We start from the raw sequence: 24,957 nt of genomic DNA on the forward strand, positions 1-24,957 counted from the left end.
CGAGCCGCTGCGCATAGTGGGCCCAATGTGCTCAACTGCTCGCCGATCGTGAGAAAGTCATCGCGTGGATACGACTCGGGACCTGCTCATCGCCCTTGCCCGCCGCTACGCCTTCGCCGACCTCGGTGCGCTCGCACCGGCGACGGAGATCGCCGAGGTGTGCGAGTTCGGGCAGCGGCTGCTCTCGCTCGATGCCGAGGACTTCGCTGCCGAGGCGAAGGGCGTGCCCTCCGACCTGCGGCGGCGCGCGCGGGCCTGCCACATGCCGCAGACGCCGCGCGAGCAGCCGCGGGGGGCGCTCGAGTCGCTGCGGCCCGCGTACGGGCTGCTGCTGGAAGTGATCGCCGTACGGTGGCACCGGCGCGAGCTGAGCACGATGATCGCGGCGGTGCACATCGCCAGCGAATACCTCCCGCTGCTGGCCTTCGAGCCCCACCTCGGGCACGCCGGGGATCCTGCCCGGTGGCCCGACGGGCTGAGTGCGACGGGGAGCCGGTTCGGTGTGATCGGCGATCGTGAGTGCGACCACACCAAGTCCGAACAGTCCGCCACCAACCGGACGTTGCGCGTGTCGACGGAGCCGGCCGAGGGCTGGCGCGCGTACTTCGACCGGCAGCACAGCCAGGTGGCCGGCGCGCTCGGCGTCTGCGTCGCCACGTGCCGCAACCCGTGCACGGCCATGGACTGGATCTCGCCGGAGCCGCGCGCCGACCTCCAACTGCGCGCCCGCACGGCGCTGGCCTTCGCCGAAACCCCTCTCGTACGGCTGCGCCACGCGGCTCCGGTGGGACACGGGTTCGGGGTGCCGTCGCCGGAGGAAGTGCTGGACGCCTGGGAACGCAGCCGGGCGGGGCTCGACAAGAACGCGGTCGGCTCGTCGGCGCTGAAGGACGACGGGTTCCCGCTGCCGGGGCTGCCCGCGCTGTTCTCGGCGATCGCCGCCGCGCCGATCGAGCCCGCTACCTTGATCGGTGGAGTCAGCGAACACATCGCCGGCCTCCTCGAACGGCTCTGACCTACCGTCCGAACCGGGCGGGTGCGGTCAGCGGCGGGCGGTGGCTTGTTCGCCGAGGGCGGCGATGCCGTACAGGAGGCCGCCCACCAGGTCCCCCACGCTGAACGCCGTCGCCATCGACATCGCCGTCAGGCGGCACGCGCTGTCCGTCAGCCGCCGCTTGGCGCTCTCGCCCGTGACGATCTCCAGGGCCCGGCCCGTGACGTCCACGAAGACGACCACGGCGTTGTCGGCCTCCTCGCCCAGGGCGGCATGCAGGCGTTCGGCGAAATGGCGCCGTGCGCCCACCGGCTCCCCGAGGAACAGGCCGAACCTCAGCCCGCTCCGCCGTTCGGCGGTGAGCAGGGCCTTCCTGACGTCGTCAGCCTGTGCGGTGGTCAGTCCTCGCATCGTCACCTCACCATCCCGCCGAAGCCCCGCCGACGCGCCTGCCGGGCTCCGCCGTCTCGGCCGCCGCCACCCAGTCGTGCTCGGGAATGTCCGCCCAGTGCGCCACCCGGTCGGCCAGCACCAGGCCCGACGTGCTTACGCCACGCTCGCTCCTGGACGGCCCGCCCAGCCACACCGGGCCCGACTCGATCCGGCGTGCCGCGCCGCGCCCCGGCACCATGACCAACAGGCTGATCAGCACGAACAGCCCCAAGGACACGCCGATGAGAAAGAGCAGAATCTCCGCCGCGCTGTTCACAACAAGAACGTAATCCTCGTTGGCTGGTCCGGCCAGACCCCTCTGGGAGTGTCCGCCAGGCCTCTTCGGAAATGTCCCCGCCAGACAGGCGGGGTCGAGCCCCGGCCGGCACCAGGTTAAGATCTTTTGCGGGGATCGGGCGTGCGGATCTCTAGAGAACGTAAGACATACCCTGAAAACACGCGTGGAACACGATGAGCTGGGCCATAAAACTATGGACAGGGCAACACTAGGAATCGATCCGATCTCCGAGCTACGGTGAGTTACGTGGACTCCGACATCCAGCGAGAAGACGGTCACAACGCGTCACCAATCTGGGTGAGCGACCGGCCAGAAAGTGAGCAGACCGCCGCCGCGAAGCCTTCGGCGCCCACCTCCACGTACGCGCCCGTCGAGCGCGCGTCCGTGCGTAGCCTGCTGCAACAACCGCGCTTTCGCCGCCTGCGCAACCGTGCGCTCCTGGCGATCGCCGTCGGCTTGGTGGTGGGTTTCCTTGTGCGCGACTGGCGGGTTGGCGTCACCGCAGGTGTGATCGCGGCCATCCTCGAGGCGGTCTATCGTGCGCGCTCCAACTCGTCCGTGCCGGCCTGGCGGCGGACGTCCGTGGCGGAGCGCCGTACCGAAGCGCAGTTGCGCAAGCTAGAACGCAGCGGCTACCGCACGCTGCACGCCAGGGCGATCCCGGGCAGCGACGCCCAGATCGACCACCTCGTGGTGGGCCCCACCGGCGTGTACGCGGTCGACTCCGAGAAGTGGGACAAGCGACTGCCCGTACGCGTGCAGATGGGCAAGAAGCTCTTCCACGGCCCCTTCGACATGAAGGCCCGGATCGCCGAGGCCAACCTGGAGGCGTCGCAGGCCAGCGAGCTGATCACCAAGGCGTTCGGCCGCGAGGTGTCCGTCGTGCCCTCGCTCGCCATCTACGGGCCTCCGGTGCCGTGGAAGATCATGACCATTCGCGGCGTGGACGTCTACCAGGGCGACCGGGCACGCAAGTGGATCACCAAGCGGGAGCGGGCGCTGACCGAGGGCGAGATCGACCGCATCTACGACATCGCCGCCCAGGTCCTGCCCGCCAGATACGGCGAAGGTTAAGGCTGGTTAACCCAAGCCAGGACCTTCACCGGCATCCGGCGAGGGTCCTGGCGGTGTCACCAAGGGTTGAGGGCGCCCCTGCCCGTTTGATGCGGACGGATCGCGGTCACGTTGCCGGCGTCCGGTGGCCGCCCGTCCCTGCCTCTCAGCGACGTGAGCGGCTGCGTCGGGTCGAACCAGGCGAGAAGCCAATCTCGCCCGCACGCTGGACTTGGAGCCGTCCTCGGCCCGCGTCGTCGATTTCCGCCACTCTCATTTCGGGGGACAGCGCAAGAGCGCGGTCGCGCGGGAATAACAGGTGGGGGGCACGCGACGAAACCAGGAAAGTGCTCGCGACATATTGCCAGCCACCGAAATGCGACAATACCCCTGGCGTTCGGTGCGACTCGGGACATATCCTCCACTGCTGAGCCCGTCGGACACGCCGACCGAAGGGACACGGGGAACCCGAACTAAGGTCCGCCGTCTGGGCGGAGGAATGCGCCAACCCGTTATTGCCGTGGCATTCGATGCATTCATCAATGATCTCCCGAATGGTGTGGGCAATTTTACTCCCGCGATTCGGGGAATTTCCGTGGCGACCATCCCCTGACCCCACTCGATGCCGGTGTTCGGCCATACCGGTCTGGACTCCCTGAGCGCGGGAGATCCCACCGAGGCTGGGCCGTCCCGGCTCGCCTCCGGACGCCGTGTTCCCGCGGCCATGGCATGCATTGCTGCGCCTGGCGCTCGGGCCAACTACAGAGAAGGGCTGAAGTGCCGTCGACCGGACCTACTCGTGCTGGATCGCACGCCTCATTTCACTCCACGGCGATGCCGCTAAATGGGGCGAACTACACCGAGGCGCTCCAAAGAGGGCCGAACTCTCCAAGATCATGAAAGATCAGGATTAAGGAACGTCGCTTTTATCTTGGCATAGCATCTATTTGCCTTTATCGAATATGCAGGGACGTGTCCGCGTTTGGCGGGTCGGGTATCTTCGAAAACGCATCGCCCATGGCGCGATGACCAGAAATCCAATCCTCATCATTGGAGGGAAATCAATTGATTTCTCGAAGGAGCGGCGCGACATCAGGCCTGGGTGTCAGCGGTCGCCTGCGGGTATTGGCCATCGCGACGGCGATGGCCTGTGGAACGGTCGTATCGTCCGGTTCGGTGGCCATGGCCAGTGCCACCACCACGACGAAGGCCGACCTCGCCGAGCACCAAGCGAACACGACCGGATCGATGATTCATAAGCCGTCGGCGTACCAGGACCTCGACTCCGTCGGCATCGTCCTCACGGGGGACACAGCGCCGACGGTCTTCCGCGTCTCAGCCAACGCTGGCGTGCCGTGGATCCATGATCCTCGGAACGCGGCCGGAGACCGCTGGCTGAGTCTCAGAAACGTGCCGAACAGCCAGAATGGTTACGTCATCAACATCACCGTGACCGAAGGCGATCCCGCGACTGCTCCTCTCGCGGGAACGCCTCCAGTCGCCGCGACCGACGCCCTGCGGATCACCGCGCGGACCGCCGCCGGTATTTACACCACCCAGTGCACCGTCGCGACCGCTGCGGGCGACATCAACTTCCCGGCGACGGGGGATTTTGCGAACTGCGCGTCCTGGGCAGCTCTCCCTGCCTGATGCAGCAGGCGACAGAGTGACGAGCAGGGCGAACACTTCGGGTGCTGGACCGCACCCGCCAGGTGTTCGCCCTGCTCGTCATGGCGCTCGATCACCCTCCGCCGTCGAGGTCCGCTTCCCCGTGGGGCTCGTCCCCGCGGGCTCTCTTTTTGTGGGCCGCCAGCCGTACGCCGAAGTCGTCCAGTTCGGCGACCAGCTCCGCGCTCGGCGGGAGCGTCTGCGGGAGGCGCGAATACAGCGCGGTGCCGAATCCGGCCATGCGCACGATGTGGTCGATCAGCGCCTCCCTGTCGCGCGGCCACGGGAACGACGGCTGGGCGATGAGCAGGGAGGCGCAGCCGTGCACGGCCGACCAGAGGCCCAGCGCGAGCTCCTCAGGATCGCCTTCGAGCACGCGGGTCTCTACGCAGGCCGAGACCGCGTTCACCATGTGGCGGAAGCATTCGGCGGCGGCCGGGGGCACGCCGGGCCCGGTTGACGGCCGCATCATCAGCACGCGGTACTGGACCGGATGGTCGAGGGCGAACCGGGCGTACGCGCGGCCGCACTTGCCAAGCGCGAGGAACGGGTCGCCACCCAGGTTCTCGGTGAACAGCCTGCCGAGGTCGTCCCACACCCGCATGCAGACCGCCTCGACGAGCGCCTCCTTGTCGGCGAAGTGCAGGTAGACCGAGGGCGTGGACACCCGGGCTCGCAGGGCGACCGCGCGCAGCGTGAGTGCGTCCTCGGTGCCGGACTCGGCCAGCAGGTCCTCGGCCGCGCGCAGGATCTCCTCCCGCAGCAGCAGCCCCTCTCCGCGCCTGGCGCGTACGCGTCTGGTGGTCATGGATCTCAGGTTGACGCCGTCAGGTTAGCGATGTCAATCTGAGCTCCTGCGGAAGGGATTTACGAAAAATGGGGACTTTTCGGGAAGCAACCGCATTGACCGCCCGGGGCGAGGGCGAGTTCGGCGCCGTGCTGGACGCCCAGTGGAGCGTCGGCACCCGGCTGCACGGCGGTTACCTGCTGGCGGTGCTGGGCCGGGCCGCCTGCGAGAGCGCGGCGGGCGCCGGGCATCCGCATGTGACAGCCGTCAGCGGCTCCTTCGTCGAGCCGCCCGAGCCCGGCGAGGCCGTCGCGCGGGTGGAGACGCTGCGGGTGGGCAGGAGCGTGGCCCAGGTCAGGGCCGCGCTGGTGCAGGACGGCAGGACCCGGGTCGAGGCGCACATCACGCTCGGCCTGCTGGACGACTCGGACCCCTGGTGGTCGTCGCACGAGCCCGTGGAGCTCCCTCCCGAGCAGGACTGCTTCCTGGCCCCCATCGATCCTCCTGGCGCGAGCTTCCCGGTGCCGCTGATGGCCGTGGTCGAGGAGCGCATCGACCCCGGCCACCTGGCCTTCGCCTTCGGGGCGCCCTCCAGGCGCGGCGTCATCGCAACCTGGCAACGGCTGGCCGACGGCTCCGACTGGGACCCGCTGAGCCTGCTGGTGGCGTGCGACCCGGTGCCGCCGGTCTCGTTCGACCTGGGCCTGTCGGGCTGGGTGCCGACGATCCAGCTGTCGGCGTACATCCGCAGGTTGCCCGCGCCCGGCCCGATCAGGGTGCGACTGACGGCCACGGACGTCGGCGGCGACCGGATGGACGAGGTGGCCCATGTGTGGGACGACAAGGGTCGTCTGGTGGCCCAGGCGACCCAGCTCGCCGCCGTCCGGCTGCCCGCCTAGACCAGGCCGGTGGTAGATCATCGACTGTCCGAGGTGTGGACAGGCGTCTCAGTTACCGGGCGGTGGTCGTACCATGGGAAGACTCGCTAGCGATGGGAGATGCCCAATGCCCGCCCTCAGGTCACGTACAGTCACCCACGGCAGGAACATGGCCGGTGCCCGGGCCCTGCTCCGGGCGACCGGCGTAGCCGGGAGCGACTTCGGCAAGCCCATTATCGCCGTAGCCAACAGCTTCACCCAGTTCGTGCCTGGTCACGTGCATCTGCGCGAGGTCGGCGACGTGGTGTCCGCGGCGATCAGGGAGGCGGGGGCGATTCCCCGCGAGTTCAACACCATCGCGGTCGACGACGGCATCGCGATGGGACACGGCGGCATGCTCTACTCGCTGCCGTCGCGCGAGCTGATCGCCGACGCCGTGGAATACATGGTCAACGCCCACTGCGCGGACGCGCTGATCTGCGTGTCCAACTGCGACAAGATCACGCCGGGGATGTTGCTGGCCGCCTTCAGGCTGAACATCCCGACGATCTTCGTCTCGGGCGGGCCCATGGAGGCAGGTCGTGTCGGAGGCGCGCAAAACAACACAGCGACGCCGGGCAAGAAGCTCGACCTGATCGACCCGATGATCGCCGCCGCCGACGACTCCGTCTCCGACGCCGAGTTGCTGGAGATGGAGGAGAGCGCCTGCCCGACCTGCGGCTCGTGCTCGGGCATGTTCACCGCCAACTCGATGAACTGCCTGGCCGAGGCCATCGGCCTGGCGCTGCCGGGCAACGGCACGATCCTGGCCACGCACAAGGCGCGCAAGCAGCTGTTCGAGGACGCGGGCAGGCAGCTCGTGGAGATCACCCGCCGCTACTACGAGGACGGCGACGAGTCGGTGCTGCCGCGCTCGATCGCGACCCGCGAGGCGTTCGAGAACGCGATGACGCTCGACGTGGCGATGGGCGGCTCGACCAACACGATCCTGCACATCCTGGCCGCGGCCCGCGAGGCCGAGGTCGACTTCGGGCTCAAGGAGATCAACGAGATCTCGCTGCGGGTGCCGTGCCTGTGCAAGGTGGCCCCCGCGACGAGCAAATACCACGTCGAGGACGTCCACCGCGCGGGCGGCATCCCGGCCATCCTGGGCGAACTCGACCGGGCCGGGCTGCTGCACCGCGACGTGCCCACCGTGAACGGCGGCACGCTGGCCGACCTGCTGGCCTCCTGGGACGTGCAGTCGCCGTCCGTGTTGCCCGAGGCCGTCGAGCTGTGGCACGCGGCTCCTGGCAACGTGCGCACGGTCAAGCCGTACTCGCAGGACAACCGGTGGGACGACCTCGACCTCGACCGCACGGCCGGGTGCATCAGGGACCTGGAGCACGCGTACTCGGTGGACGGCGGGCTGGCGGTCCTCTACGGCAACATCTCGCGTGACGGCGCGGTGGTGAAGACGGCCGGGGTGGACGAGTCGATCTGGAAGTTCAGCGGGCCGGCGGTGGTGTTCGAGTCGCAGGAGCAGGCGGTCGAGGGCATCCTCGGCGGGCAGGTCAAGGAGGGCGACGTGGTGGTCATCCGCTACGAAGGCCCCAAGGGCGGTCCGGGCATGCAGGAGATGCTCTACCCGACGTCGTTCCTGAAGGGCAGGGGGCTCGGCAAGGTGTGCGCGCTGGTCACCGACGGCCGCTTCTCCGGTGGCACGTCCGGGTTGTCGATCGGGCACGCCTCGCCCGAGGCGGCGGAGGGTGGCGCGATCGCGCTGGTCGAGGACGGCGACCTGATCGACATCGACATCCCCAACCGGACGCTGGAGCTGCGGGTGCCCGAGGCCGAACTGGCCGCGCGGCGCGAGCGGCTGCTGGCCGACCTGGGCGGCTACCGGCCGCGCGACCGCAACCGGCCGGTGAGCGTGGCGCTGCAGGCGTACGCGGCGATGACGACCTCCGCCTCCACGGGCGCCTCGCGCGACCTGTCGCAGCTTTCGCGCTGACACGGCCTGTGCGGCGGGCGACGGGGGTTCTCGCCTGCCGCACAGGTTTTCGAAAATTGTCGGTGGTCGTCCCTATTCTTGGGGTATGACGACAGTCGTGAAGCACGATACTCGCCCGCTGACGACCGCCGAGATCGCCGCCCTCGCCCTCTCCCTCGCCCACCTCGGATCAGGCCCGCAGGCCGTCACCGCCAGGCGCGGCCTACAGCACGCATTCGAGCACCTGGAGCTCGACGACGACGTCATCGCCACCACGCTCGCGACACTGACCGAGCCGCTGCCCGTGGAGGTCGCCTCCAGGGCCAGGCTCATGGCCGACGCCATCACCAGCCGTCTCATGGTCCGCCTGCACTACCGAGACGCCTCCGGCAACATCACCGCTCGTGACGTCGAGCCGGTGACGTGCCTGGTCCACCGCGAATACTGGTATCTGGTCGGGGTGTGCAGGATGCGCCGGGCGATCAGGGCGTTCAGGTTCGACCGGATCATCGCGGTCGAGCCCACGCTCACGCCGTCCCGTCCGCACCTGGCCGACCGGTTCCTGCCGTTCCAGCGCCGCAGGCGCCCCAGGGCCGCGTAGGAAACTGGCCGAGGCTTGACCGGCCGGAACCCCGGACGTTGGGGTGGCGGGTGGCAGGCTCCCGGACATGCGCGTTCGGGGGATCTCGCTCTTCGCCGCCCTGCTCCTCGTGCCCGGCTCTGGCACCTCGATCACGACGCCGCGCCCGGCCGTCCCGGTCCCGCAGCCGGGCGGGGTCGTCGTCGAGAGCGCGCTGCCCGTGGCCGCGCGGCGCGCTCTCGACCGCTCGCTGGACCGTTACCTGCGCCGCCGTCCCGGCCGCGCGACGCTGGCCGTCTACGACCGGACCACCGGAGCCAGGTACGCCTTCCGCGAGCGCACGCCCTTCATGCTGGCCAGCGTGGCCAAGGTGGACATCCTGCTGGCCCTGCTCCTGCACCGGCCCCGAGGCCTGGACGCCTACGAGCGCAGGCTGGCCTCCGGGATGATCCGCCACAGCGACAACGACTGCGCGCACGAGCTGTACATGAGGATCGGCGGGCGGGACGGGCTGACCAGGGTCCTGCACCGGCTGGGTGTCGAGCACACCTCGCTGGGATCAGGGCTCTACTGGGGTTGGACCCGCAGCCGGCCGTCGGACCAGGTCAAGGTCCTGGAGCGGCTCACCGATCCCGAAGGACCCGTGTCGGCCCGCAACCGGCGCTATGCGCTGGAGCTCATGTCGTCCGTGCACCCGTCGCAGGCGTGGGGTGTCAGCGCGGCCGGGGGCGAGGTGGCGCTCAAGAACGGGTGGCTGCCCGCCCACGTGCATGACGGCCTGTGGACGGTCAACAGCGTGGGGCGGCTCGGCGTACACGGTCATGAGCTGCTGATCGCGGTGCTGTCGGAACGGAGCCCGAGCATGGAGACGGGGATCGCCACCGTCGAGCGGCTCGCCCGGCTGGCGGTGGACGCGCTGACGCGGACCCCGGTCACGACCGCCTAGGAGCAGCAGCCTCCGCCACAGCAGCCGCCGGCCCTGGGTGCGGCCGCGCTGCCCGTCATGGACACCGTGGACAGTAGCTTCACCGTGTCGTCGTGCCCCTCCGGGCAGGCCGCCGGGGCGTCGGAGGCCGACATGGGGCGGGACACCTCGAATGTGGAGCCGCAGGCGCGGCAGCGGAAGTCGTATCGCGGCATGAGCTAAGCGTAGCCGCACACTCCGCTGGAGGCGGCCCGCCGTAGCCGCAGACTCCGCTAGCTGCGGCGGACCGTTGAACGCGGCCCGCCGTAAGTGATGTGGGCGTAGTCGGAGACGGGCTGGTAGCCGATCGCCTGGTAGATGGCGTTGCTCGTGGGGTTGTCCAGATCGGTGAAGAGGACGACCTGCTCGCAGCGCTCCGCCAGCCCGACCTGGCTGGCGAACGCCGTGACGGCGGCGCCGTAGCCGTTCCTGCGGCATGAGGGGGGCGTGTAGACGGGACCGACGCGGCAGACCCCGCCGGCCGCCGGGGAGAGCGCGGCGAGCGAGACCGGCGCCCCACCGGCCTCCCACACGAACAGCTCGCGGGCCGCCAGCCGCTGCGCGACCCGCTCGGCCACGTCCTCGCCCTGGCCGAGCATCACCTCGTCGCCGAAGGCCTGATACCAGCTGACCAGCAACGGGAAGTCGGCCGGAACAGCCTGCCTGCCGTGACCGGGCACGTCGGGGACGGCGAGCGGGCCGAGGCGGTAGAGCCGCTCCGACACCACCCTGTCGGGCGTCCCCCGTAACCGGATGATCTCCTCCGCCAGCCTCAGCAGACCGACGACCGCGTGGACGACGCCGAGCGCCTCCAGCAACGGCGCGACGGCCTCGACGGGCATGCCGGTGAGCCCGACGGGATGCGGCGGCGTGCGGAACACCGCGCCGAGCACCTCGCCATCGACCGTCCACCAGCCGAAGTAGGGATCCTTGGCAGGCATGCCCGCCCTCAGGTTGGCCAGGATGGTCAGCGGGACGGTGTTACCCACCGGGTCGCCGAGCAGGAAGGGCTCGGCGACCGCAGCATATTCCCCAACGTCCGAGGTAAAGGTCCACATGCCTGCTCATGCTGTCAGGCACCGGGGGGAGCTCGCTCCCCCCGGTGCCTGACAGCGCGGGGAGCTCGCTCCCCGCGCAGACAAAACGCCTCTTCCATGCCTTTTTTTGGGGGGGTCGCGGGGGGCAAGCCCCCCGCGTGTCAGGCGGCCGCCTCCAAGTACGGTGCCCACAGGGGGTCTCCGACGAGCGACGCGCCGATGAGCCGCCAGTGGGCGCCCCGTGGGACCGCGGGGCTGACGCGTAGCGTCCACCCCAGCTCCTCGAGGTACTTGTCGGCCTTCCTGTGGTTGCACGTGGTGCAGGAGGCGACACAGTTCTCCCACGTGTGCGCGCCACCCCTGGACCGGGGGATGACGTGGTCGATGGTCTCGGCCCGCTGGCCGCAGTAGGCGCAGCGGTAGTCGTCGCGCCGCATGAGAGCGGCCCTGGTCAGGGGGATGCGCGACCGGTAGGGGATACGGACATATCTTCGGAGCCTGATCACCGAGGGGACGTCGAGCGTGCAGCTCGCGGAGCGCAGCACCGCGCCCCTGCCGTCACGGTGGACGACGTCGGCCTTCTCCCGCAGCACGAGCACGATGGCGCGGTGCAGCGAGAGAGTAGTCAGTGGCTCATAGGTGGCATTAAGCAGCAGGACTTGGCGCATCATCGGGCCTCTCCCTGCTGCGCGCGTATCAAAGGGGACATGCCGCGGCATGTCCCGCCTGTCGGCCCCTCCTGGGGCACTCGTGCTTCCGTCACGTGGACCTCCGCCGGACGGTCCAGCGGATGGTCACCACGGCACCGTCCTGTCACCAAGTCTGGCGTTTGCACCGTGGTCCCCGCCACCCCAAAACCTCCAGCCGGAATGACTAGAGGGACGCACGATACGTTTTATGCCCGCTTCACCAGGGCTTTACGCATGCTCATTGGCAGTAGGGTTCCTGCATGACGCGAGAGCTCTACCCGACCGCACGCCGCGAAAACACCGTCGACCTCCTGCATGAAACGCCCGTGCCCGACCCTTATCGGTGGCTCGAGGATCCCGACAGTCCGGAGACCAAGGGATGGCTGCTCGCGCAGGCCGAGTTGTACGCCGAGCGCCGGGGGCCGCAGCGGTTCAAGAGCCGGATCGCCGAGCTGCTCAGGTCGGGCTCCGTGGGCACGCCGTCCTGGCGCGGCGGCCGCCACTTCTTCATCCGGCGCACGCCGGACCAGGAGCACGCCGTCTACTACGTCGTCGAGCCCGACGGGACAGAGCGGGCGCTGATCGACCCGATGGAGCTCGACCCCTCCGGCCTGACCACACTGGACGCGGTGCAGCCCGACAAGGAGGGGCGGCTGCTGGCGTACCAGATCTCGGTGGGCGGCGACGAGGAGTCGATCCTCTACGTGATGGACGTCACGACGGGGGAGCGGGTCGAGGGGCCGATCGACCGCTGCCGCTACTCCCCCATCGCGTGGCTACCCGGCGGCGAGGCGTTCTACTACGTACGCAGGCTGCCGAGCACCGAGGTGCCGGAGAACGAGACACAGTTCCACCGCCGCGTTTACCTGCACCGCGTGGGCACCTCCACCGAAGACGACAAGATGCTCTTCGGGCAGGGCCTGAAGATGACCAACTACTACGGCGTCTCGGTGTCGCGCGACGGCCGCTGGCTGCAGGTGTCGGCGCACGAGGGCACCGCGCCGCGCAACGACATCTGGGTGGCCGACCTGACCGCGTCCCCGATCGACCGGCCGGAGCTGAAGGTCGTACAGGAGGGCGTGGACGCGCAGTCCGGGCTGGTGTTCGGCCGCGACGGCAGGCTCTACGTGCACACCGACCGCGACGCGCCCAGGGCCAGGGTGTGCGTCACCGACCCGGCCGAGCCCGGCTTCGAGACCTGGCGCGATCTGATCCCCGAGGACCCCGAGGCGGTGCTGAGCGACTTCGCGATCCTCGACGACCTGGAGCGCCCGGTCATGCTGGTGGGCTGGACCCGCCACGCGATCAGCGAGATCACCGTGCACGACCTGGAGACCGGCGAGCGCGTCGGCGAGGTGCCCACGCCTGGGCTCGGCTCGATCGGCGGCATCGCTGAGCGTCCGGAGGGCGGCCACGAGGCGTGGTTCGGCTACACCGACAACACCACGCCGCCCTCCATCCAGCGCTACGACGCCAGGACGGGCGAGACGACGCTCTGGGCGGCCTCCCCCGGCGCGGTCGAGGTGCCGCCGGTGCGCACCTCGCAGGTCGTCTACCAGTCCAAGGACGGCACGGACGTCCGCATGCTGATCATCTCTCCCGCCGACGACACGCCGGGGCCGCGGCCCACGATCCTGTACGGCTACGGCGGTTTCGGCCTGTCCCAGACCCCCGGCTACTCCGCCTCGATCCTGACCTGGGTGGAGGCCGGCGGCGTCTACGCGATCGCCAACCTGCGCGGCGGCGGCGAGGAGGGCGAGGAGTGGCACCGCGCGGGCATGCTGGCCAACAAGCAGAACGTGTTCGACGACTTCCACGCCGCCGCCGAGCACCTCATCGCCACCGGCGTGACCACGGCCGGGCAGCTCGGCATCTCCGGTGGCTCCAACGGCGGCCTGCTGGTCGGTGCCGCGCTCACGCAACGCCCTGAGCTCTACGCCGCCGTCGTCTGCTCGGCGCCGCTGCTCGACATGATCAGATATGAGCAGTTCGGGCTCGGCGCCACCTGGAACGTCGAATACGGCTCCGCCGAGGATTCCGAGCAGTTCGGCTGGTTGCGGGCCTACTCGCCATATCACCACGTACAGGAGTCGGTGCCGTACCCCGCGACGCTCTTCACCGTCTTCCAGTCCGACACGCGCGTGCACCCGCTGCACGCGTGGAAGATGTGCGCGGCGCTGCAGCACGCCTCGACGGCCGAGCGGCCGGTGCTGCTGCGCAACGAGGCCGAGGTCGGGCACGGCGCTCGTTCGGTGAGCAGGACGGTCGACCTGTCGGCCGACGTGCTGACCTTCCTCGCGCGGCACACCGGCCTATAGTCTCGAAAGCATGAGCACGCTGGGGCTGGCCATGGTCGAGGCCGCGCCCAGCGCTGCGCTGCGGCCCTATGTGACGCGGCTGTGCGCGTACCGCGAGGACTACGGCTCGCCGGTGACCCGGTCCGAGATGGCCATGCCGGGGGCCGTGCTGATCCTGGCGTTCGGCGCGCCGATGGAGGCGGGCGGGCAGCGGGTCACGGCGTTCTCGGGCGGGCTGGGTGACCGGTTCACCGTCACTCGCACGGTGGGGCCTTGTGAGGGTGTGGAGGTGGTGCTCACGCCGTTCGGGGCCAGGAGGCTGTACGACGTGCCGATGCGGCACCTGACGAACCTCGTGGTGCCGGTCGGCGACCTGCTCGGGCCGTGGGCGGACATGGTGGTGGACCGGCTGGCCTCGACGCTGTCGTGGCGGGACCGGCTGACGCTGACCGAGCGCATCCTGACCGAGCGCATCCTGTCCGGGCCTTCGCTCGGCCCTGAGCTGCCGTGGGCGTGGGCGCGGCTGCTGGAGTCGGGCGGCCGGCTGGGTGTGTCTTCGCTGGCGGAGTCGCTCGGCTGGAGCCATCGCCATCTCGTCGCCCGTTTCCAGGACCAGATCGGGCTACCGCCGAAGACGGCTTCTCGGGTGATCAGGTTCTCGAGGGCCATGCGGCTGTTGCGGTCGGGTGATTCCATCGCGCGGGTGGCGGCGGATTGCGGCTTCTACGATCAGGCGCACATGAATCGCGAGTTCCGGGTGCTCGGCGACACGACGCCCGGTCAGATTCGTCCAAGACCCGAGGAGCCCCAGCGGGCATCCTGAGGCCATGCGAACCGTGTACGCACTAGCCCGTTACCAGGACTGCCAGGCCGGGATCGACTTCCTGACCAGCGCGTTCGGATTCCGGGTGCACGAGGTGTCCAAGAACGACTCCGGCGTGGTCAACCACGCCGAGCTGCTGGTCGGCGACGACCTGATCATGATCGGCGAAGGTAAGTCGGGCGGGCCCGGGATCTACGTCGCGGTGGACGACGTGGACGCCCACCACGATCAGGCCAGGGCCGCGGGGGCCGAGATCACGATGGGGCTGGTGGACCAGCCTTACGGGTCTCGCGAGTACGGCTGCAAGGATCCGGAGGGCAATCCCTGGTACTTCGGGACGTACCGGCCGTGAGCCTTTGAAGGTCGGACGATCGGGGCCGCCGCTCATCGGCCCCATCTGACCGATCACGCGCGGCCAGTTGGTCCGGAGGCCGGTCGGGTCATGGAGCCGTGGAGGCGGGTCCGTCGGGCGGGGCCAGGGAGCGTGGGGCGGGGACGGGCAGCGGGTGAGCGGCTTCCGGGCGGAGGCCGTCGAAGATCATGCTCAGGTAGCGCCGCCAGAGCCCCGGAGCCGTGTCGCCCAGCGGCACGAACATATGAGGGGGAAACTGGTCGTCGTCATCGGCTAGGGAACGCGGGCCGTTCTGTCGGTGGCGCCTGCCAGTATCTGGCGGCATGACGACCGATCCGCTGGCCTCATACCGCTGGCTGCAGGCCTCCAACGGAAACCCGGCCAATCCCCTCAACGACATTTACTGCATCTCCTTCTTACGCGGGCTCGGTCCCGACGAGGCGCTACGCCGCTTCGGCCCGGCCGAGCCTCCGGGACGGGAGATGAGCTTCGCCGAGCTAGACGAAGTGGTCTACGAGTTCGTCCAGAAGACCGACGGCGGGGATGGCGGCGGCTACGTCGGGGCGATCCTGGCCGGCGAGTGGTGCGTCGCGGTCGAGCTGTGGGGCTGGAAGGCGGCGCTGCCGGAGGTGCTGGCGCGGCTGTCCGAGGGGTGCGAGGTGGTGACCGTCGCTCGGCACGACTACGCGGAAGACGATTTCAGCTACGCGGTCGACGGCGACGTCGTCACCAGCTTCCGGCCGATCATGCCCAGCGATCGGCACGGCAGCGACAAGGATCGGCTCAACCGGCTCATGCGTGAGGTCGGGCTGCCTCCGGAGGAGGACGGTGACGATACTTGGGAAACGAGATGGGAGGACATGTCGCACAACGGCCTTGCAAGGGCCTTCTCCCTGGCGGCCAAGATCACCGGAGTGTCGTTCACGGCCGACTTGCTGAACGGGCCCCTGCTCGTAGGCGCCATCGCCGACTGACCACCACGGTGAACCGGCCACGAGCCGACAAGCGGGTCTAGCGGGGGAAGATGATGGTCTTGTGGCCGTCCAGTAGCACGCGCTGCTCGGCGTGCCACTTGACCGCCCTGGCCAGTGCCACGCACTCCACGTCCCGCCCGATCGCCACCAGGTCCTCGGGCGAGTGGCTGTGGTTGACCCTGGCCACTTCCTGCTCGATGATCGGCCCTTCGTCCAGGTCGGAGGTCACGTAGTGGGCGGTGGCGCCGATGAGCTTGACGCCGCGGTTGTGTGCCTGGTGGTAGGGCTTGGCGCCCTTGAACGACGGCAGGAACGAGTGGTGGATGTTGATGGCCCGGCCCGCCAGCTTCTCGCAGAGGCCCTCGGAAAGCACCTGCATATAGCGGGCCAGCACCAACAGGTCCACCTGATAGTGCTCCACCAGCGCCAGCACCTCGGCCTCCTGCCTGGCCCTGGTCTCGGGCGTGATCGGCAGGTGGTGGTAGTCGATCCCGTACGACTGCGTGAGCGGACGCAGGTCGGGATGGTTGGAGGCGACCGCGACGATCTCGATGTCCAGGGCCTTCGACCTGACGCGATAGAGCAGGTCGTTCAGGCAGTGGTCGAACTTGCTGACCATGATCAGCACCCGCGGCTTCCTGGCCACGTCGCGCAGCCTGAACTCCATGGCGAAGTCCGGGGCGAGCGTGGCGAAGGCCGTGTTGAGCTCGTCTTCGCTCAAGGGTCCCGCGAACTGTACGCGCATGAAGAAGCGCTGTCCGATCCTGTCGCCGAACTGCTGGCTCTCGATGATGTTGCATGCGTGCCCGGCCAGCAGGCCGGAGACGGCGGCCACCACACCGGGGCGGTCGGGGCAGGACAGTGTCAGGACGTATTCGGCGGGACTGGTCATGCCTTCACTCTCGCGGACGTGGGATCGTTGGGTGCCTTGCGGCTGGTCTGGGCAGAGTACAGGTCGCCGGCCAGGATCGAGATTACCTGGAGCGACGGGTTGGCGACGCGCGTTCGGTCTCGCGGCTGTTCGCCGTGGACGGCGTTATCGGGCTTGCCTCGGCTGAGCCGGGCGGGTTGGGATGGGATGCGTGCCTTTGGATGCCGTCGTACTGGTCGTGGTCGCTGTCCTTTTCGCCGTCGTGTCCGGGATCAACGACGGCGGCGCCCTCCTCGCGACCGGGCTCAAGCTGCCCACCGTACGCCCGGTGACCGGCATTCTCGTCCTCGCGCTGCTGGTGGCGGTCATTCCGCTGGTCACGCATCGGGTGGCACTGACGTTCGTGACGAGGCTGGCCACCTTCGACGATCCCGGCGGCAAGATCGCGATGACGATCGCGGTGATCTCGTCGCTGGCCGTGGTGGCCGTGCTCAGCGCCAAGGGCCGTCCGACCAGCCTCACCCTGGCCGTCGTCGGCGGTCTCACCGGGGCGGGGCTGGGGTGGGGGCTGCCGGTCTCGCCCGGGTCGGTGGTGCTGGTGCTGGCGTTCGGGCTGGCGGCGCCCATCGCGGGCGGGTTGCTGGCCTGGGTGCTCATCCGGGTGCTGGTGGTAGTGACCACGGCGCGGGGGCTGTAGCGCTGGCACTGGGTGGGGTTCCTGCTGCAGACCCTCGCCTACGCGGCCAACGACGCGCAGAAGATGCTCGCCGTGTTCATGATCGCGTTCGGCTTCTCGGACGCGCCGCTGCCGTACACGTCGCTGGCGGCCGCTCTGTTCGCGTTCGGCACCTTGTACGGCCTCCCCAAAGCAGGCCGTACGCTCAGCCGGGAGATCATCGCCTCCAGACCCCCGCACGGAGTCGCGGCCGAGCTGGCCGCGGGTGCGGCGGTGATCGCGTGCGCTGCCGTGGGTATGCCGGTGAGCATGACCCAGGCCATCGCCGGCGGGCTCATCGGCGCCGGCGTGGCGCAGGGCGGCGGCCGGGTTCGCTGGTACGCCGCGGGCAAGATCGTCGCAGCCTGGCTGCTGACGCTGCCGGCCAGCGGCTTGCTCGGCTGGGGGCTGGCCGCGCTCGTGAAGGGGTTCGCGGGCATGGAGCTCCCGTGAAGGTAACTGATGGAGGCATTGCAAGCGTGAGTGCGGATGTGAAGGGCCGTTGCTGCTCGAAGGCGGCCGGGCGGTGAAGCGGCTGCGGCGGATCCGGGACCTCATGACCGGTCGCATGGACAGCGCGCTCACGGAGGCCCTGCTCGGGCAGCTCCAAGCCACCAAGGAAGGCGCCTGGCTGGCGATGGCCATGATCGGCGGCGAGGTGGGCAGGACGGGGGCGCACGAGCAGATGCGTTCGATCGAGCACCTCGGCGACGAAGAACGCGCCCGCCTCATCGACGAGCTCAAGACGGCCCTCATCACGCCCATCGACCGCGAGGACCTGTTCCGGCTGTCGCGTTCGATCGACGACGTGCTGGACTCCTTGCGAGACTTCGTACGCGAGTCCCACCTCTACCGCGTGCCGGACCAGATCCGCTTCACTCCCCTGCTCGACCAGGTCATCGTCGGCATCGACGCCCTCGAGAACGCCGTCCGCGACCTCGCCTCCCGCCCCTCCGTGGTGGTCCAGGACGCCCTGGAGGCGAAGAAGGCGGGTGGGGCCATCCGGCGGATGTACCAGTACGAGATCTCGCGCATCTTCTCCGGCGAGCTCACGCCGGACGCGATGAAGGAGCGAGAGCTGGTACGCCGCCTGGAGATCGTCGGTGTGGCCATCGGCGACGCGGCGGACGCCATCGCCGACGGCGCCATGAAACGGTGACGACGGGCGCCGGTGGGCCGCATGTGGAGCAGCGGTCAGGGCGTTAGGGCGAAGGCGTTGACGCCGGTGAGCTCGGCGGACAACGTCCACAGGCGGGCCGCCTGCCCGGGGTCGATCGCGTAGTCGCGCACCCCCGACGGTGCGCCCTCCGTGAAGCGCTCGGCGATGTCGCAGTCCTCGCAGTAGACGCCGCCCATGCCCGCCAGCTGCGGTGACGTCGCCGCCCACACCTGCGTGGCCGCGCCCTGCTCGGGCGTCTTGAACGCGGGGTCCAGCGCGTTGCCCTCCTCATCGATCCAGCCCGCGGCGACCATCTCCTCCTTGGCGAGGTGGCGCTGCAGCGGGGTGAGGATGGAGCCGGGGTGCAGCGAGAACGCGCGTACCCCCGCGTCCCGGCCCAGCAGGTCGAGTTGTACGGCGAACAGGATGTTCGCGGTCTTCGCCTGCCCGTACGCCTGCCACTTGTCGTAACCCCGCTCGAGCTGGACGTCGTCCCACCGGATGCCCGAGCGGCGGTGACCCCCGGACGAGACGGCCACGACCCGTCCCTGGCCTCGTGCGATCGCCGGCCAGAGGCGGTTGACCAGCGCGTAGTGGCCGAGGTGGTTGGTCGCGAACTGTGCTTCCCACCCGGGACCGACCCTGGTCTCCGGCGAGGCCATGATCCCGGCGTTGTTGATGACGATCTCGACATTGCGGCCGGTGGCGAGGAAACGCTCGGCGAACCGGCGCACGCTGTCCAGGTCGGCGAGGTCGAGCTCGTCGACTTCGACCCCGTCAATGCCTCCGACCGCCTCCTGCGCTGTGTCGGGACGGCGGGCGGGGACGATGACGTGCGCACCGGCGCGAGCCAGTGCCCTCGTGGTCTCCAGCCCGAGGCCCGAGTAGCCGCCGGTGACGATCGCCAGCTTTCCCGACAGATCGATCCCTTGGAGCACGTCGTCCGCAGTGCTCCTGGCTCCGAAACCCGACCCGATCTTGTGTTGCGGCGTTGTCATGAAGCCAACGTTACGAATTAGAGCGCACTCCAGGTCAAACGCGGCACCGCCGAAGTACAGCGCAACGCCACGAACCGGCAGCGCCGGTACGGGCACTACAGGCCGAGAGGCAGGGCGAGGTGGGTCAGTTGGGTGAGGGCGTCGGCGAGGTTTGGGGCGTCTGGGGAGAGCGGTTGGAGGGCGACGTGGTCGGCGCCCGCGTCCAGGTGGGCTTGGACCCGTTTGGTGATGGCGCCCGCGTCGCCCCAGGCCACGATGGCGTCCGTCAGGCGGTCGCTGCCGCCGTCCGCGAAGTCGGCGTCCGTGTAGCCGAGCGTGCGCAGGTTGTTGAGGTAGTTGGGCAACGTCAGGTAGTAGGCCATGTGGGTGCGGGCGATCGCGCGGGCGCGGGTGGCGTCGGACTCGAGGACGACCGCCTGCTCCGGGATCAGGAGGCGGTCGGGGCCGAGGATCTGGCGGGCCTGGGAGGTGTGCTCCGGGGGGACGAAATAGGAGTGGGCGCCGTCTGCCTGCTCTCGTGAGAGCTCCAGCATCTTCGGTCTCAACGCCGCCAGGATCCTGCGTGGCTTGGCCTTGGGGAGGATCTCCTCCGCCTGGTCCATGGCGTCCAGGTAGGTGCGCATCGTGCTCAGCGGCTTGGTGTAGTCGTGGCCTCGGTAGGAGACCAGCGGGCCGTGGCTGACTCCTATGCCCAGCAGGAAACGGTCTGGATATGCCTCGGTCAACGTGACCCCTGCCGCCGCCATGGACGTGGCGTCTCGGGCCCAGAGGTTGGCGATGCCGGTGCCGACGGCGACGCGCTCGGTGGCCGCCAGCAGGATCGCGGACACGGCGAACGGATCCTTGCTGCCCAAGCCCTCGTTGACCCAGATCGAGCCGTAGCCCAGCTCCTCGATCCGCGCCGCCGCCCGTCGCGCTTCCTCGGCCGGGACCTTGCTCAGAGTCGGATGCCACACTCCAACGCGCCCGATGTCCACGGCCGCTCCCCTCGCGTAGGATGTTCGATCGAGATGGAACACTACACGGATGTTCGACCGCAGTCGAACAGGACGCGCAACCTGACCCACACCTCGCCCCTCGAGGTCTCCCTCCAGGCCGCCCTCGACGCGCTGGGCGACCCGGTGCGCCGCCGCATCGTCCGCGAACTGGCCGACGTACCCGACTGGACGCGGCCGTGCGGCACGTTCGCCCACCTGGCGGTGGCCAAGTCCACGCTCAGCCACCATTTCTCGGTGCTGCGCAACGTCGGCCTGCTCGAACAACGCGACGAGGGCACCCGCCGGCTCAACCGCCTGCGGCGCGCCGAGTTCGACGACCGTTTCCCCGGCCTCCTGGGGCTGGTCCTCGACGAGGAAAAGGATGGCTGACCGCCGGCCCGCCGCGCGCGTCGTCTGCCTCGATCGCGACGGCAGGGTGCTGCTCATGCACTGGTACGACCCCGTCAGCCGGATGGACGTCTGGGAGCCGCCGGGCGGCGGGATCGATCCGGGCGAGACGGCGCTGGAGGCGGCCAGGCGGGAGCTGACCGAGGAGACCGGACTGCCGGGCTCGGCCGTGCTGGATCGGTTCGTCGAGGTCGCACGCGACTTCTCGTGGCTCGGCGTCCGGTACGTGAAGACCGAACCGTTCTTTCTCGCCAGGTTCGATGGGGTTCGGCCGGAAGTGGACCCCGGAGACCTCACCGAGGAAGAACGCCACGCCTTCCGCGGCTACGAGTGGGCCGAACAGCTGCCCGAGCGAGTAGAGCCGCCGAACCTGGCAAAGGTCGTCGAGACCCTCGTAGTGGGTCAGCCGCCATCCCTTGGGGAGTGACCCAGCTCGGCCAGCGCCGTCGTCAGCAGCCCGCGCAGCAGCGCCCCCGCCACCTTCTCGTGCTCGGCCTCCACCGACAGCCCCTTGGCCACCTTGTCCTGGTAGATCCCGCGTTCGCGCAGGTCGGTATAGGGCAGCGCGGTCATCCCGACCACCACGGTGGCCCTGGTGCCGCCCCGGGGCAGGACGGCCACGGCATGCGTACGCAGGCAGGTCTCGTCGGGCGCGCCGTACCAGCCGCACTTGACCCCGGCCTCCGGCGACTTGAGCGCCTCGCGAGCCCCGAACGCCTGAGACGTCCCGACCTGCCGCATCCACTCTAGAATGGTCCCCGCGACCGGGTCGCCCGCGGCGGCGGCCTGGGCGAGCACCGCGTAGGCGGTCGCCACCTCGTCGGCCGCCACCTCCACGGACCCGAACCGCGAAGGGTCGCCGTTCGGCGGCGACCAGGCGACGCCGGTGCGCTGGCGGAGGTCGTCGAGGATGACGCGCGGGCCGACGGCGAGCCACAGGTTGAGCGTGTCGGCGTTGGAGGAGATGACCACGGCGGGCTCGGCATGGCGGCGCCACCGGTCGGCGTCGGGAATGTGGGCCGCGCTCACCCAGGCGTAGAGGGGCTTGAGGAGGGAGGCACAGCGCAGCCGCGCCAGGCCCGATCGCACGCACACCGTACGGGCAGGGGGCCCGCCATAGCCGCGTCTGATACCCGCGGCCTGGGCGCTGGCACTGTGATCAAGGTCCTTGAGCAGCTCGTTGAAGCCCACACCTCAACCGTAGACCTACGGGGCACTCCCCCAGCGCGCTTCGTACCACTCCATGCTCGGCGGTTCATCGGGCAGCTCAGAGGCGCCCGGGGCGCGCAGCCCGTCGAGCGCGATGGTCAGCAGGCGCGCCTTGACGTTCGGCTGCTCCCGATCGGGGGCCGGGCGGCTGAACTGCTCCATGAGCAGCGAGATGTCGAGCGTGGTCACGTCGCTCCTGAGCACTCCGGCCTCGCGCGCCCTGGCGATGAGCCCGCCGGCCAGTTCGGTGGCCTTGCGCGAGGTGCGCCACATCTCGTCGGTGACCTCGATGGTGCCCGCGACCGGCGCCAGCGCGCCCGACCTGTTGGCCACGCAGGTGCGCACGTAAAGAGCCAGGCCGTCCCACGGATCCGCCTCGGCCATGCCTGCCTCGGCCGCTTCGACGGCCCGCTCCATGGCGATCAGGCACAGGCGCTGGAGCAGCTCCTCCTTGGTGCGGTAGCGGCGGTAGAGGCTGCCCATGCCCACGCCCGCCTCCTTGGCGATGGCCGACACGGGCGCGTCGAACCCCTGCGTCGTGAACACCTCGTGCGCCGCCCGCAACAGCCGCAGATCGTTTCGCGCCGCCTCGGCCTGCCTGCCGCGTCTCGCCATGCCGTACAGGATATTGCCAGGCTACAATTTCGGAGCGAATCGCTCCGAATAACGGGAGGCATGTCATGCGTGCGGTGGTCCTGAGGCAGTACGGCGGCCCGGAGGCGCTGGTCGTGGAGGAGGTGCCGGATCCGGTTCCCGGACCCGGGCAGGTGCTGGTGGAGGTGTCCGTGGCGGGCGTCACGTTCGTGGAGACCCAGGTACGCGCGGATCGAGGCCCGCGGCGCGCCGAGTTGCCCGCGATCCTGGGCAACGGAGTCGCGGGAACCGTGCTCGCCGTGGGCGAGGGCGTGGACAGAGCGCTGACCGGCACGCGGGTGGTCAGCACGCTGGGCGGTTACGGCGGTTATGCGGAGCTGGCGGTGGCCGCCGCCGACGAGCTCATCCCCCTGCCCGAGAAGTTGTCACCGGAGGTCGCCGTGGCGCTGCTGGCCGACGGGCGTACCGCCGTGGGCCTGATCCGCGCCGCCGCGCCGCGGCCGGGCGAGTGGGTGCTGGTGCAGGCCGCCGGCGGCGGCGTGGGCAGCCTGCTCGTGCAGCTCGCCCGCGCCGCCGGGGCCCGCGTGGCCGGCGCGGCGAGTAGCGCGGCCAAGCGCGAGCTGGCCGCGAGCCTGGGCGCCGAGCTGACGGTCGACTACACCGACCCGGGCTGGACAGACCTGGTACGCACCGCTACAGGCGGCCTGGACCTGGTCTTCGACGGGGTCGGCGGCGGGATCGGCGCGGCCTCCCAACGGCTGCTGAAGGACGGCGGCAGGTTGAGCGTGTACGGCATGGCGGGCGGCCCGATGACCACGCCGGACCCGCGCGTGACGGCCGTCGCCTGGCCATGGACGGACCTGCGCGAGCTGGCCATGGCGGCCATGGAGGAGGCCGCCGCCGGCCGCCTGCGCACCACGATCGGCGCCACGCCCCCCCTGGAGTCCGCCGCCGCGGCGCACGCCGCCATCGAGGCGCGCGCGGTCACCGGCAAGACCCTGCTCATCCCGATGGCGGCCGCGAACCGGTAGGAGCTCACGCCAGGGCGGCCTCGAACCGGGCACGCAGCTCGGCCAGGCGCTTGACGGGCTCGTTGCTGAAGACCAGGCGCACGTACCGGGGGGCGACCGTCTCGCCCCATGCGGTCATGGGGGTGGCGGCGACGCGGCCGCGTTCGAGGAGGCGCGCGGACAGGTCGGCCGCCGTCAGCCCCATGGCCTCGGCGTCCACCAGGCAGGACCAGCCGCCGCCCGCCCGCACCACCGGCAGCCCGTCGAGCTGCTGGATGACGGTGTCGTGGCGGGCCTGGTACTCGGCCACCGCCTCCGCCACCCCCGACGGCTCCTTGACCGCGGCGGCGGCGCCGAGCTGGTGGAACCCGCTGGCCACCGTCGTGTTGTAGATGGCCGCCACCATGATCCGCGACATGATGTCCGCGGGACCCGCGACCCAGCCGATCCGCCAGCCGATCATGCGGTATTCCTTGGACACGGAGCCGACGATGATCGTACGCCCGGCGAGCCCGTCCACCTGGCACGGGTTGACCCGCGGATGGCCGTCGAAGACGATGCGCTCCATGGCCGCGTCGTAGATCAGGTACGCGCCGGTACGCTCGCAGACCCTGGCAACCGCCTCCCAGTCGGCCCGGTCGAAGACCACCCCCGACGGCATCGAGGGGCTCATCAGCAGCAGCGCCGCCGCCGCGGGCACCCGGTCGAGCGCCTCGCGGTCCAGCCGCCAGTGCCCGCCGTCCACCCGCAACGGCACCAGGTACGGCCGCGCGCCCGCCAGGCGTACCCGCTGGAGCAGCCCGGCGTACGTGGGGTCAGTGAGCACCACCGGGTCGCCCGGCTCGGTGGTGGCGAGCAACACCGGCATGACCGCCGACGTGCCGCCCGAAGTGATCACCACCTGGCGCAGCGGGTCGAAGTCCAGCCCGGTACGCACACGCAGGTCGGCCGCCACCGCCTCGCACAACGCCGGCAACCCGGTCAACGGCAACCAACTGTTGCCCGTCATCTCCGCCAATGCCTCCCTGGTGGCGGCGACGGCGACGGGCGGGGGTGGTACGTCGGTGTCGAGGTTCTCCAGCCGCAGCACGTCGGGATCGTCCCCGGCCGCGGCCGCCACCTCGTCGAGGCCGATCGGCTGCACCTGCGCGAACCGGGAATTGGGCCGCATGACTGCACCTCCACAGAGCCGTTCCGTATACGGAACATCCTCCATCG

Annotated in this window: 29 protein-coding genes; 17 read left to right on the forward strand and 12 right to left on the reverse strand. The window is 69.9% G+C overall.

The features are described from left to right. Nucleotides 1-64: 64 nt before the first annotated feature. Nucleotides 65-1,015 (forward strand): hypothetical protein, encoded by a 951-nt coding sequence (locus ACFLIM_RS18400; RefSeq protein WP_393166916.1) that lies wholly within the window; start codon nt 65-67, stop codon nt 1,013-1,015. Nucleotides 1,016-1,042: 27 nt separating this feature from the next. On the opposite strand, the gene ACFLIM_RS18405 is transcribed toward ACFLIM_RS18400, so the two are convergent. Together ACFLIM_RS18405 and ACFLIM_RS18410 are read right to left on the reverse strand one after the other, a co-directional pair. After that, complete coding sequence (locus ACFLIM_RS18405) at nt 1,043-1,405, reverse strand: DUF5130 family protein (protein WP_393166918.1); 363 nt, start codon at nt 1,403-1,405, stop codon at nt 1,043-1,045. A 7-nt stretch (nt 1,406-1,412) separates the two neighbouring features. Further along, complete coding sequence (locus tag ACFLIM_RS18410) at nt 1,413-1,703, reverse strand: hypothetical protein (protein ID WP_393166921.1); 291 nt, start codon at nt 1,701-1,703, stop codon at nt 1,413-1,415. Nucleotides 1,704-1,970: 267 nt separating this feature from the next. Between ACFLIM_RS18410 and ACFLIM_RS18415 the strand changes: the two genes are divergently transcribed. Next, nucleotides 1,971-2,798: a nuclease-related domain-containing protein gene (locus ACFLIM_RS18415; RefSeq protein WP_393166924.1), complete on the forward strand. Its 828-nt coding sequence runs from the start codon at nt 1,971-1,973 to the stop codon at nt 2,796-2,798. Nucleotides 2,799-3,902: 1,104 nt separating this feature from the next. Continuing rightward, on the forward strand, nt 3,903-4,427 hold the full coding sequence (locus tag ACFLIM_RS18420) for a hypothetical protein (RefSeq protein ID WP_393166926.1): 525 nt from the start codon (nt 3,903-3,905) through the stop codon (nt 4,425-4,427). A 91-nt stretch (nt 4,428-4,518) separates the two neighbouring features. Here ACFLIM_RS18420 and ACFLIM_RS18425 read toward each other — a convergent pair whose 3' ends face one another. Then, nucleotides 4,519-5,253: a TetR/AcrR family transcriptional regulator gene (locus tag ACFLIM_RS18425; protein WP_393166929.1), complete on the reverse strand. Its 735-nt coding sequence runs from the start codon at nt 5,251-5,253 to the stop codon at nt 4,519-4,521. Nucleotides 5,254-5,348: 95 nt separating this feature from the next. On the opposite strand from ACFLIM_RS18425, the gene ACFLIM_RS18430 reads away from it, so the two are divergent. The 4 genes from ACFLIM_RS18430 to ACFLIM_RS18445 all read left to right on the forward strand — a co-directional run bounded on the left by ACFLIM_RS18430 (nt 5,349) and on the right by ACFLIM_RS18445 (nt 9,608). Next, nucleotides 5,349-6,131 carry a thioesterase family protein gene (locus ACFLIM_RS18430; protein WP_393166931.1) on the forward strand — a complete coding sequence of 261 codons (783 nt, stop codon included), beginning with the start codon at nt 5,349-5,351 and terminating at the stop codon, nt 6,129-6,131. 106 nt (nt 6,132-6,237) lie between these two features. Beyond that, nucleotides 6,238-8,103: a dihydroxy-acid dehydratase gene (gene ilvD, locus ACFLIM_RS18435; protein ID WP_393166934.1), complete on the forward strand. Its 1,866-nt coding sequence runs from the start codon at nt 6,238-6,240 to the stop codon at nt 8,101-8,103. Nucleotides 8,104-8,188: 85 nt separating this feature from the next. Continuing rightward, nucleotides 8,189-8,683, forward strand: a complete 495-nt coding sequence (locus tag ACFLIM_RS18440) for a helix-turn-helix transcriptional regulator (protein WP_393166937.1) — start codon at nt 8,189-8,191, stop codon at nt 8,681-8,683. Between the two features lie 67 nt (nt 8,684-8,750). After that, the gene (locus ACFLIM_RS18445) at nt 8,751-9,608 is read left to right on the forward strand and encodes a serine hydrolase (protein WP_393166940.1); all 858 of its coding nucleotides are present in this window, start codon (nt 8,751-8,753) and stop codon (nt 9,606-9,608) included. Here ACFLIM_RS18445 and ACFLIM_RS18450 read toward each other — a convergent pair. From ACFLIM_RS18450 to ACFLIM_RS18460, 3 genes are all read right to left on the reverse strand, one after another. Beyond that, nucleotides 9,605-9,802, reverse strand: a complete 198-nt coding sequence (locus tag ACFLIM_RS18450) for an FmdB family zinc ribbon protein (RefSeq protein ID WP_393166942.1) — start codon at nt 9,800-9,802, stop codon at nt 9,605-9,607. The two genes, ACFLIM_RS18445 and ACFLIM_RS18450, sit on opposite strands and share 4 nt — an antisense overlap. A gap of 57 nt (nt 9,803-9,859) precedes the next feature. Further along, a complete protein-coding gene (locus ACFLIM_RS18455; protein ID WP_393166945.1) occupies nt 9,860-10,684 on the reverse strand; it encodes a GNAT family N-acetyltransferase in 825 nt (274 codons plus the stop codon). Nucleotides 10,685-10,824: 140 nt separating this feature from the next. Continuing rightward, on the reverse strand, nt 10,825-11,331 hold the full coding sequence (locus tag ACFLIM_RS18460; protein ID WP_393167357.1) for an HNH endonuclease: 507 nt from the start codon (nt 11,329-11,331) through the stop codon (nt 10,825-10,827). Between the two features lie 281 nt (nt 11,332-11,612). On the opposite strand from ACFLIM_RS18460, the gene ACFLIM_RS18465 reads away from it, so the two are divergent. The 4 genes from ACFLIM_RS18465 (at nt 11,613) to ACFLIM_RS18480 (ending at nt 15,798) form a co-directional block, all read left to right on the forward strand. Continuing rightward, entirely contained in the window at nt 11,613-13,670 is a 2,058-nt protein-coding gene (locus ACFLIM_RS18465) for a prolyl oligopeptidase family serine peptidase (RefSeq protein ID WP_393166947.1), read from the forward strand. 10 nt (nt 13,671-13,680) lie between these two features. After that, complete coding sequence (locus ACFLIM_RS18470) at nt 13,681-14,472, forward strand: helix-turn-helix domain-containing protein (protein WP_393166949.1); 792 nt, start codon at nt 13,681-13,683, stop codon at nt 14,470-14,472. 4 nt (nt 14,473-14,476) lie between these two features. Continuing rightward, a complete protein-coding gene (locus ACFLIM_RS18475; protein WP_393166951.1) occupies nt 14,477-14,824 on the forward strand; it encodes a VOC family protein in 348 nt (115 codons plus the stop codon). 323 nt (nt 14,825-15,147) lie between these two features. After that, on the forward strand, nt 15,148-15,798 hold the full coding sequence (locus ACFLIM_RS18480) for a DUF6461 domain-containing protein (RefSeq protein ID WP_393166953.1): 651 nt from the start codon (nt 15,148-15,150) through the stop codon (nt 15,796-15,798). A 37-nt stretch (nt 15,799-15,835) separates the two neighbouring features. On the opposite strand, the gene purU is transcribed toward ACFLIM_RS18480, so the two are convergent. Beyond that, nucleotides 15,836-16,690 carry a formyltetrahydrofolate deformylase gene (gene purU / locus ACFLIM_RS18485; RefSeq protein WP_393166955.1) on the reverse strand — a complete coding sequence of 285 codons (855 nt, stop codon included), beginning with the start codon at nt 16,688-16,690 and terminating at the stop codon, nt 15,836-15,838. Nucleotides 16,691-16,880: 190 nt separating this feature from the next. Here purU and ACFLIM_RS18490 point away from each other — a divergent pair, with 190 nt between their 5' ends. From ACFLIM_RS18490 to ACFLIM_RS18500, 3 genes are read left to right on the forward strand one after another with little or no spacing between them, the layout of a single operon-like run. Beyond that, entirely contained in the window at nt 16,881-17,366 is a 486-nt protein-coding gene (locus ACFLIM_RS18490) for a hypothetical protein (protein WP_393166957.1), read from the forward strand. A 12-nt stretch (nt 17,367-17,378) separates the two neighbouring features. Next, complete coding sequence (locus tag ACFLIM_RS18495; protein WP_393166959.1) at nt 17,379-17,837, forward strand: inorganic phosphate transporter; 459 nt, start codon at nt 17,379-17,381, stop codon at nt 17,835-17,837. Nucleotides 17,838-17,886: 49 nt separating this feature from the next. Beyond that, entirely contained in the window at nt 17,887-18,543 is a 657-nt protein-coding gene (locus ACFLIM_RS18500) for a DUF47 domain-containing protein (RefSeq protein ID WP_393166961.1), read from the forward strand. A 35-nt stretch (nt 18,544-18,578) separates the two neighbouring features. Here the strand turns inward: ACFLIM_RS18500 and ACFLIM_RS18505 are convergent, their stop codons facing one another. Both ACFLIM_RS18505 and ACFLIM_RS18510 read right to left on the reverse strand, forming a co-directional pair. After that, the gene (locus ACFLIM_RS18505) at nt 18,579-19,541 is read right to left on the reverse strand and encodes an SDR family NAD(P)-dependent oxidoreductase (protein WP_393166963.1); all 963 of its coding nucleotides are present in this window, start codon (nt 19,539-19,541) and stop codon (nt 18,579-18,581) included. Between the two features lie 95 nt (nt 19,542-19,636). Further along, nucleotides 19,637-20,518 (reverse strand): LLM class F420-dependent oxidoreductase, encoded by an 882-nt coding sequence (locus ACFLIM_RS18510; RefSeq protein ID WP_393166965.1) that lies wholly within the window; start codon nt 20,516-20,518, stop codon nt 19,637-19,639. A gap of 33 nt (nt 20,519-20,551) precedes the next feature. Between ACFLIM_RS18510 and ACFLIM_RS18515 the strand changes: the two genes are divergently transcribed. Further along, a complete protein-coding gene (locus ACFLIM_RS18515; protein WP_393166967.1) occupies nt 20,552-20,908 on the forward strand; it encodes an ArsR/SmtB family transcription factor in 357 nt (118 codons plus the stop codon). Next, a complete protein-coding gene (locus ACFLIM_RS18520) occupies nt 20,901-21,353 on the forward strand; it encodes an NUDIX hydrolase (RefSeq protein WP_393166969.1) in 453 nt (150 codons plus the stop codon). The genes ACFLIM_RS18515 and ACFLIM_RS18520 overlap by 8 nt, the downstream gene beginning before the upstream one ends. Here ACFLIM_RS18520 and ACFLIM_RS18525 read toward each other — a convergent pair. Next, nucleotides 21,329-22,117: a hypothetical protein gene (locus tag ACFLIM_RS18525; RefSeq protein WP_393166971.1), complete on the reverse strand. Its 789-nt coding sequence runs from the start codon at nt 22,115-22,117 to the stop codon at nt 21,329-21,331. The genes ACFLIM_RS18520 and ACFLIM_RS18525 overlap by 25 nt on opposite strands. A 15-nt stretch (nt 22,118-22,132) precedes the next feature. Then, entirely contained in the window at nt 22,133-22,750 is a 618-nt protein-coding gene (locus ACFLIM_RS18530) for a TetR/AcrR family transcriptional regulator (protein ID WP_393166973.1), read from the reverse strand. A 65-nt stretch (nt 22,751-22,815) separates the two neighbouring features. On the opposite strand from ACFLIM_RS18530, the gene ACFLIM_RS18535 reads away from it, so the two are divergent. Continuing rightward, on the forward strand, nt 22,816-23,760 hold the full coding sequence (locus tag ACFLIM_RS18535) for a zinc-binding dehydrogenase (RefSeq protein WP_393166975.1): 945 nt from the start codon (nt 22,816-22,818) through the stop codon (nt 23,758-23,760). A 4-nt stretch (nt 23,761-23,764) separates the two neighbouring features. On the opposite strand, the gene ACFLIM_RS18540 is transcribed toward ACFLIM_RS18535, so the two are convergent. Continuing rightward, entirely contained in the window at nt 23,765-24,910 is a 1,146-nt protein-coding gene (locus ACFLIM_RS18540) for a pyridoxal phosphate-dependent aminotransferase (RefSeq protein ID WP_393166977.1), read from the reverse strand. Nucleotides 24,911-24,957: the final 47 nt, after the last annotated feature.

The sequence above is a fragment of the Nonomuraea marmarensis genome (assembly GCF_043197025.1).
GTDB lineage: Bacteria > Actinomycetota > Actinomycetes > Streptosporangiales > Streptosporangiaceae > Nonomuraea > Nonomuraea marmarensis.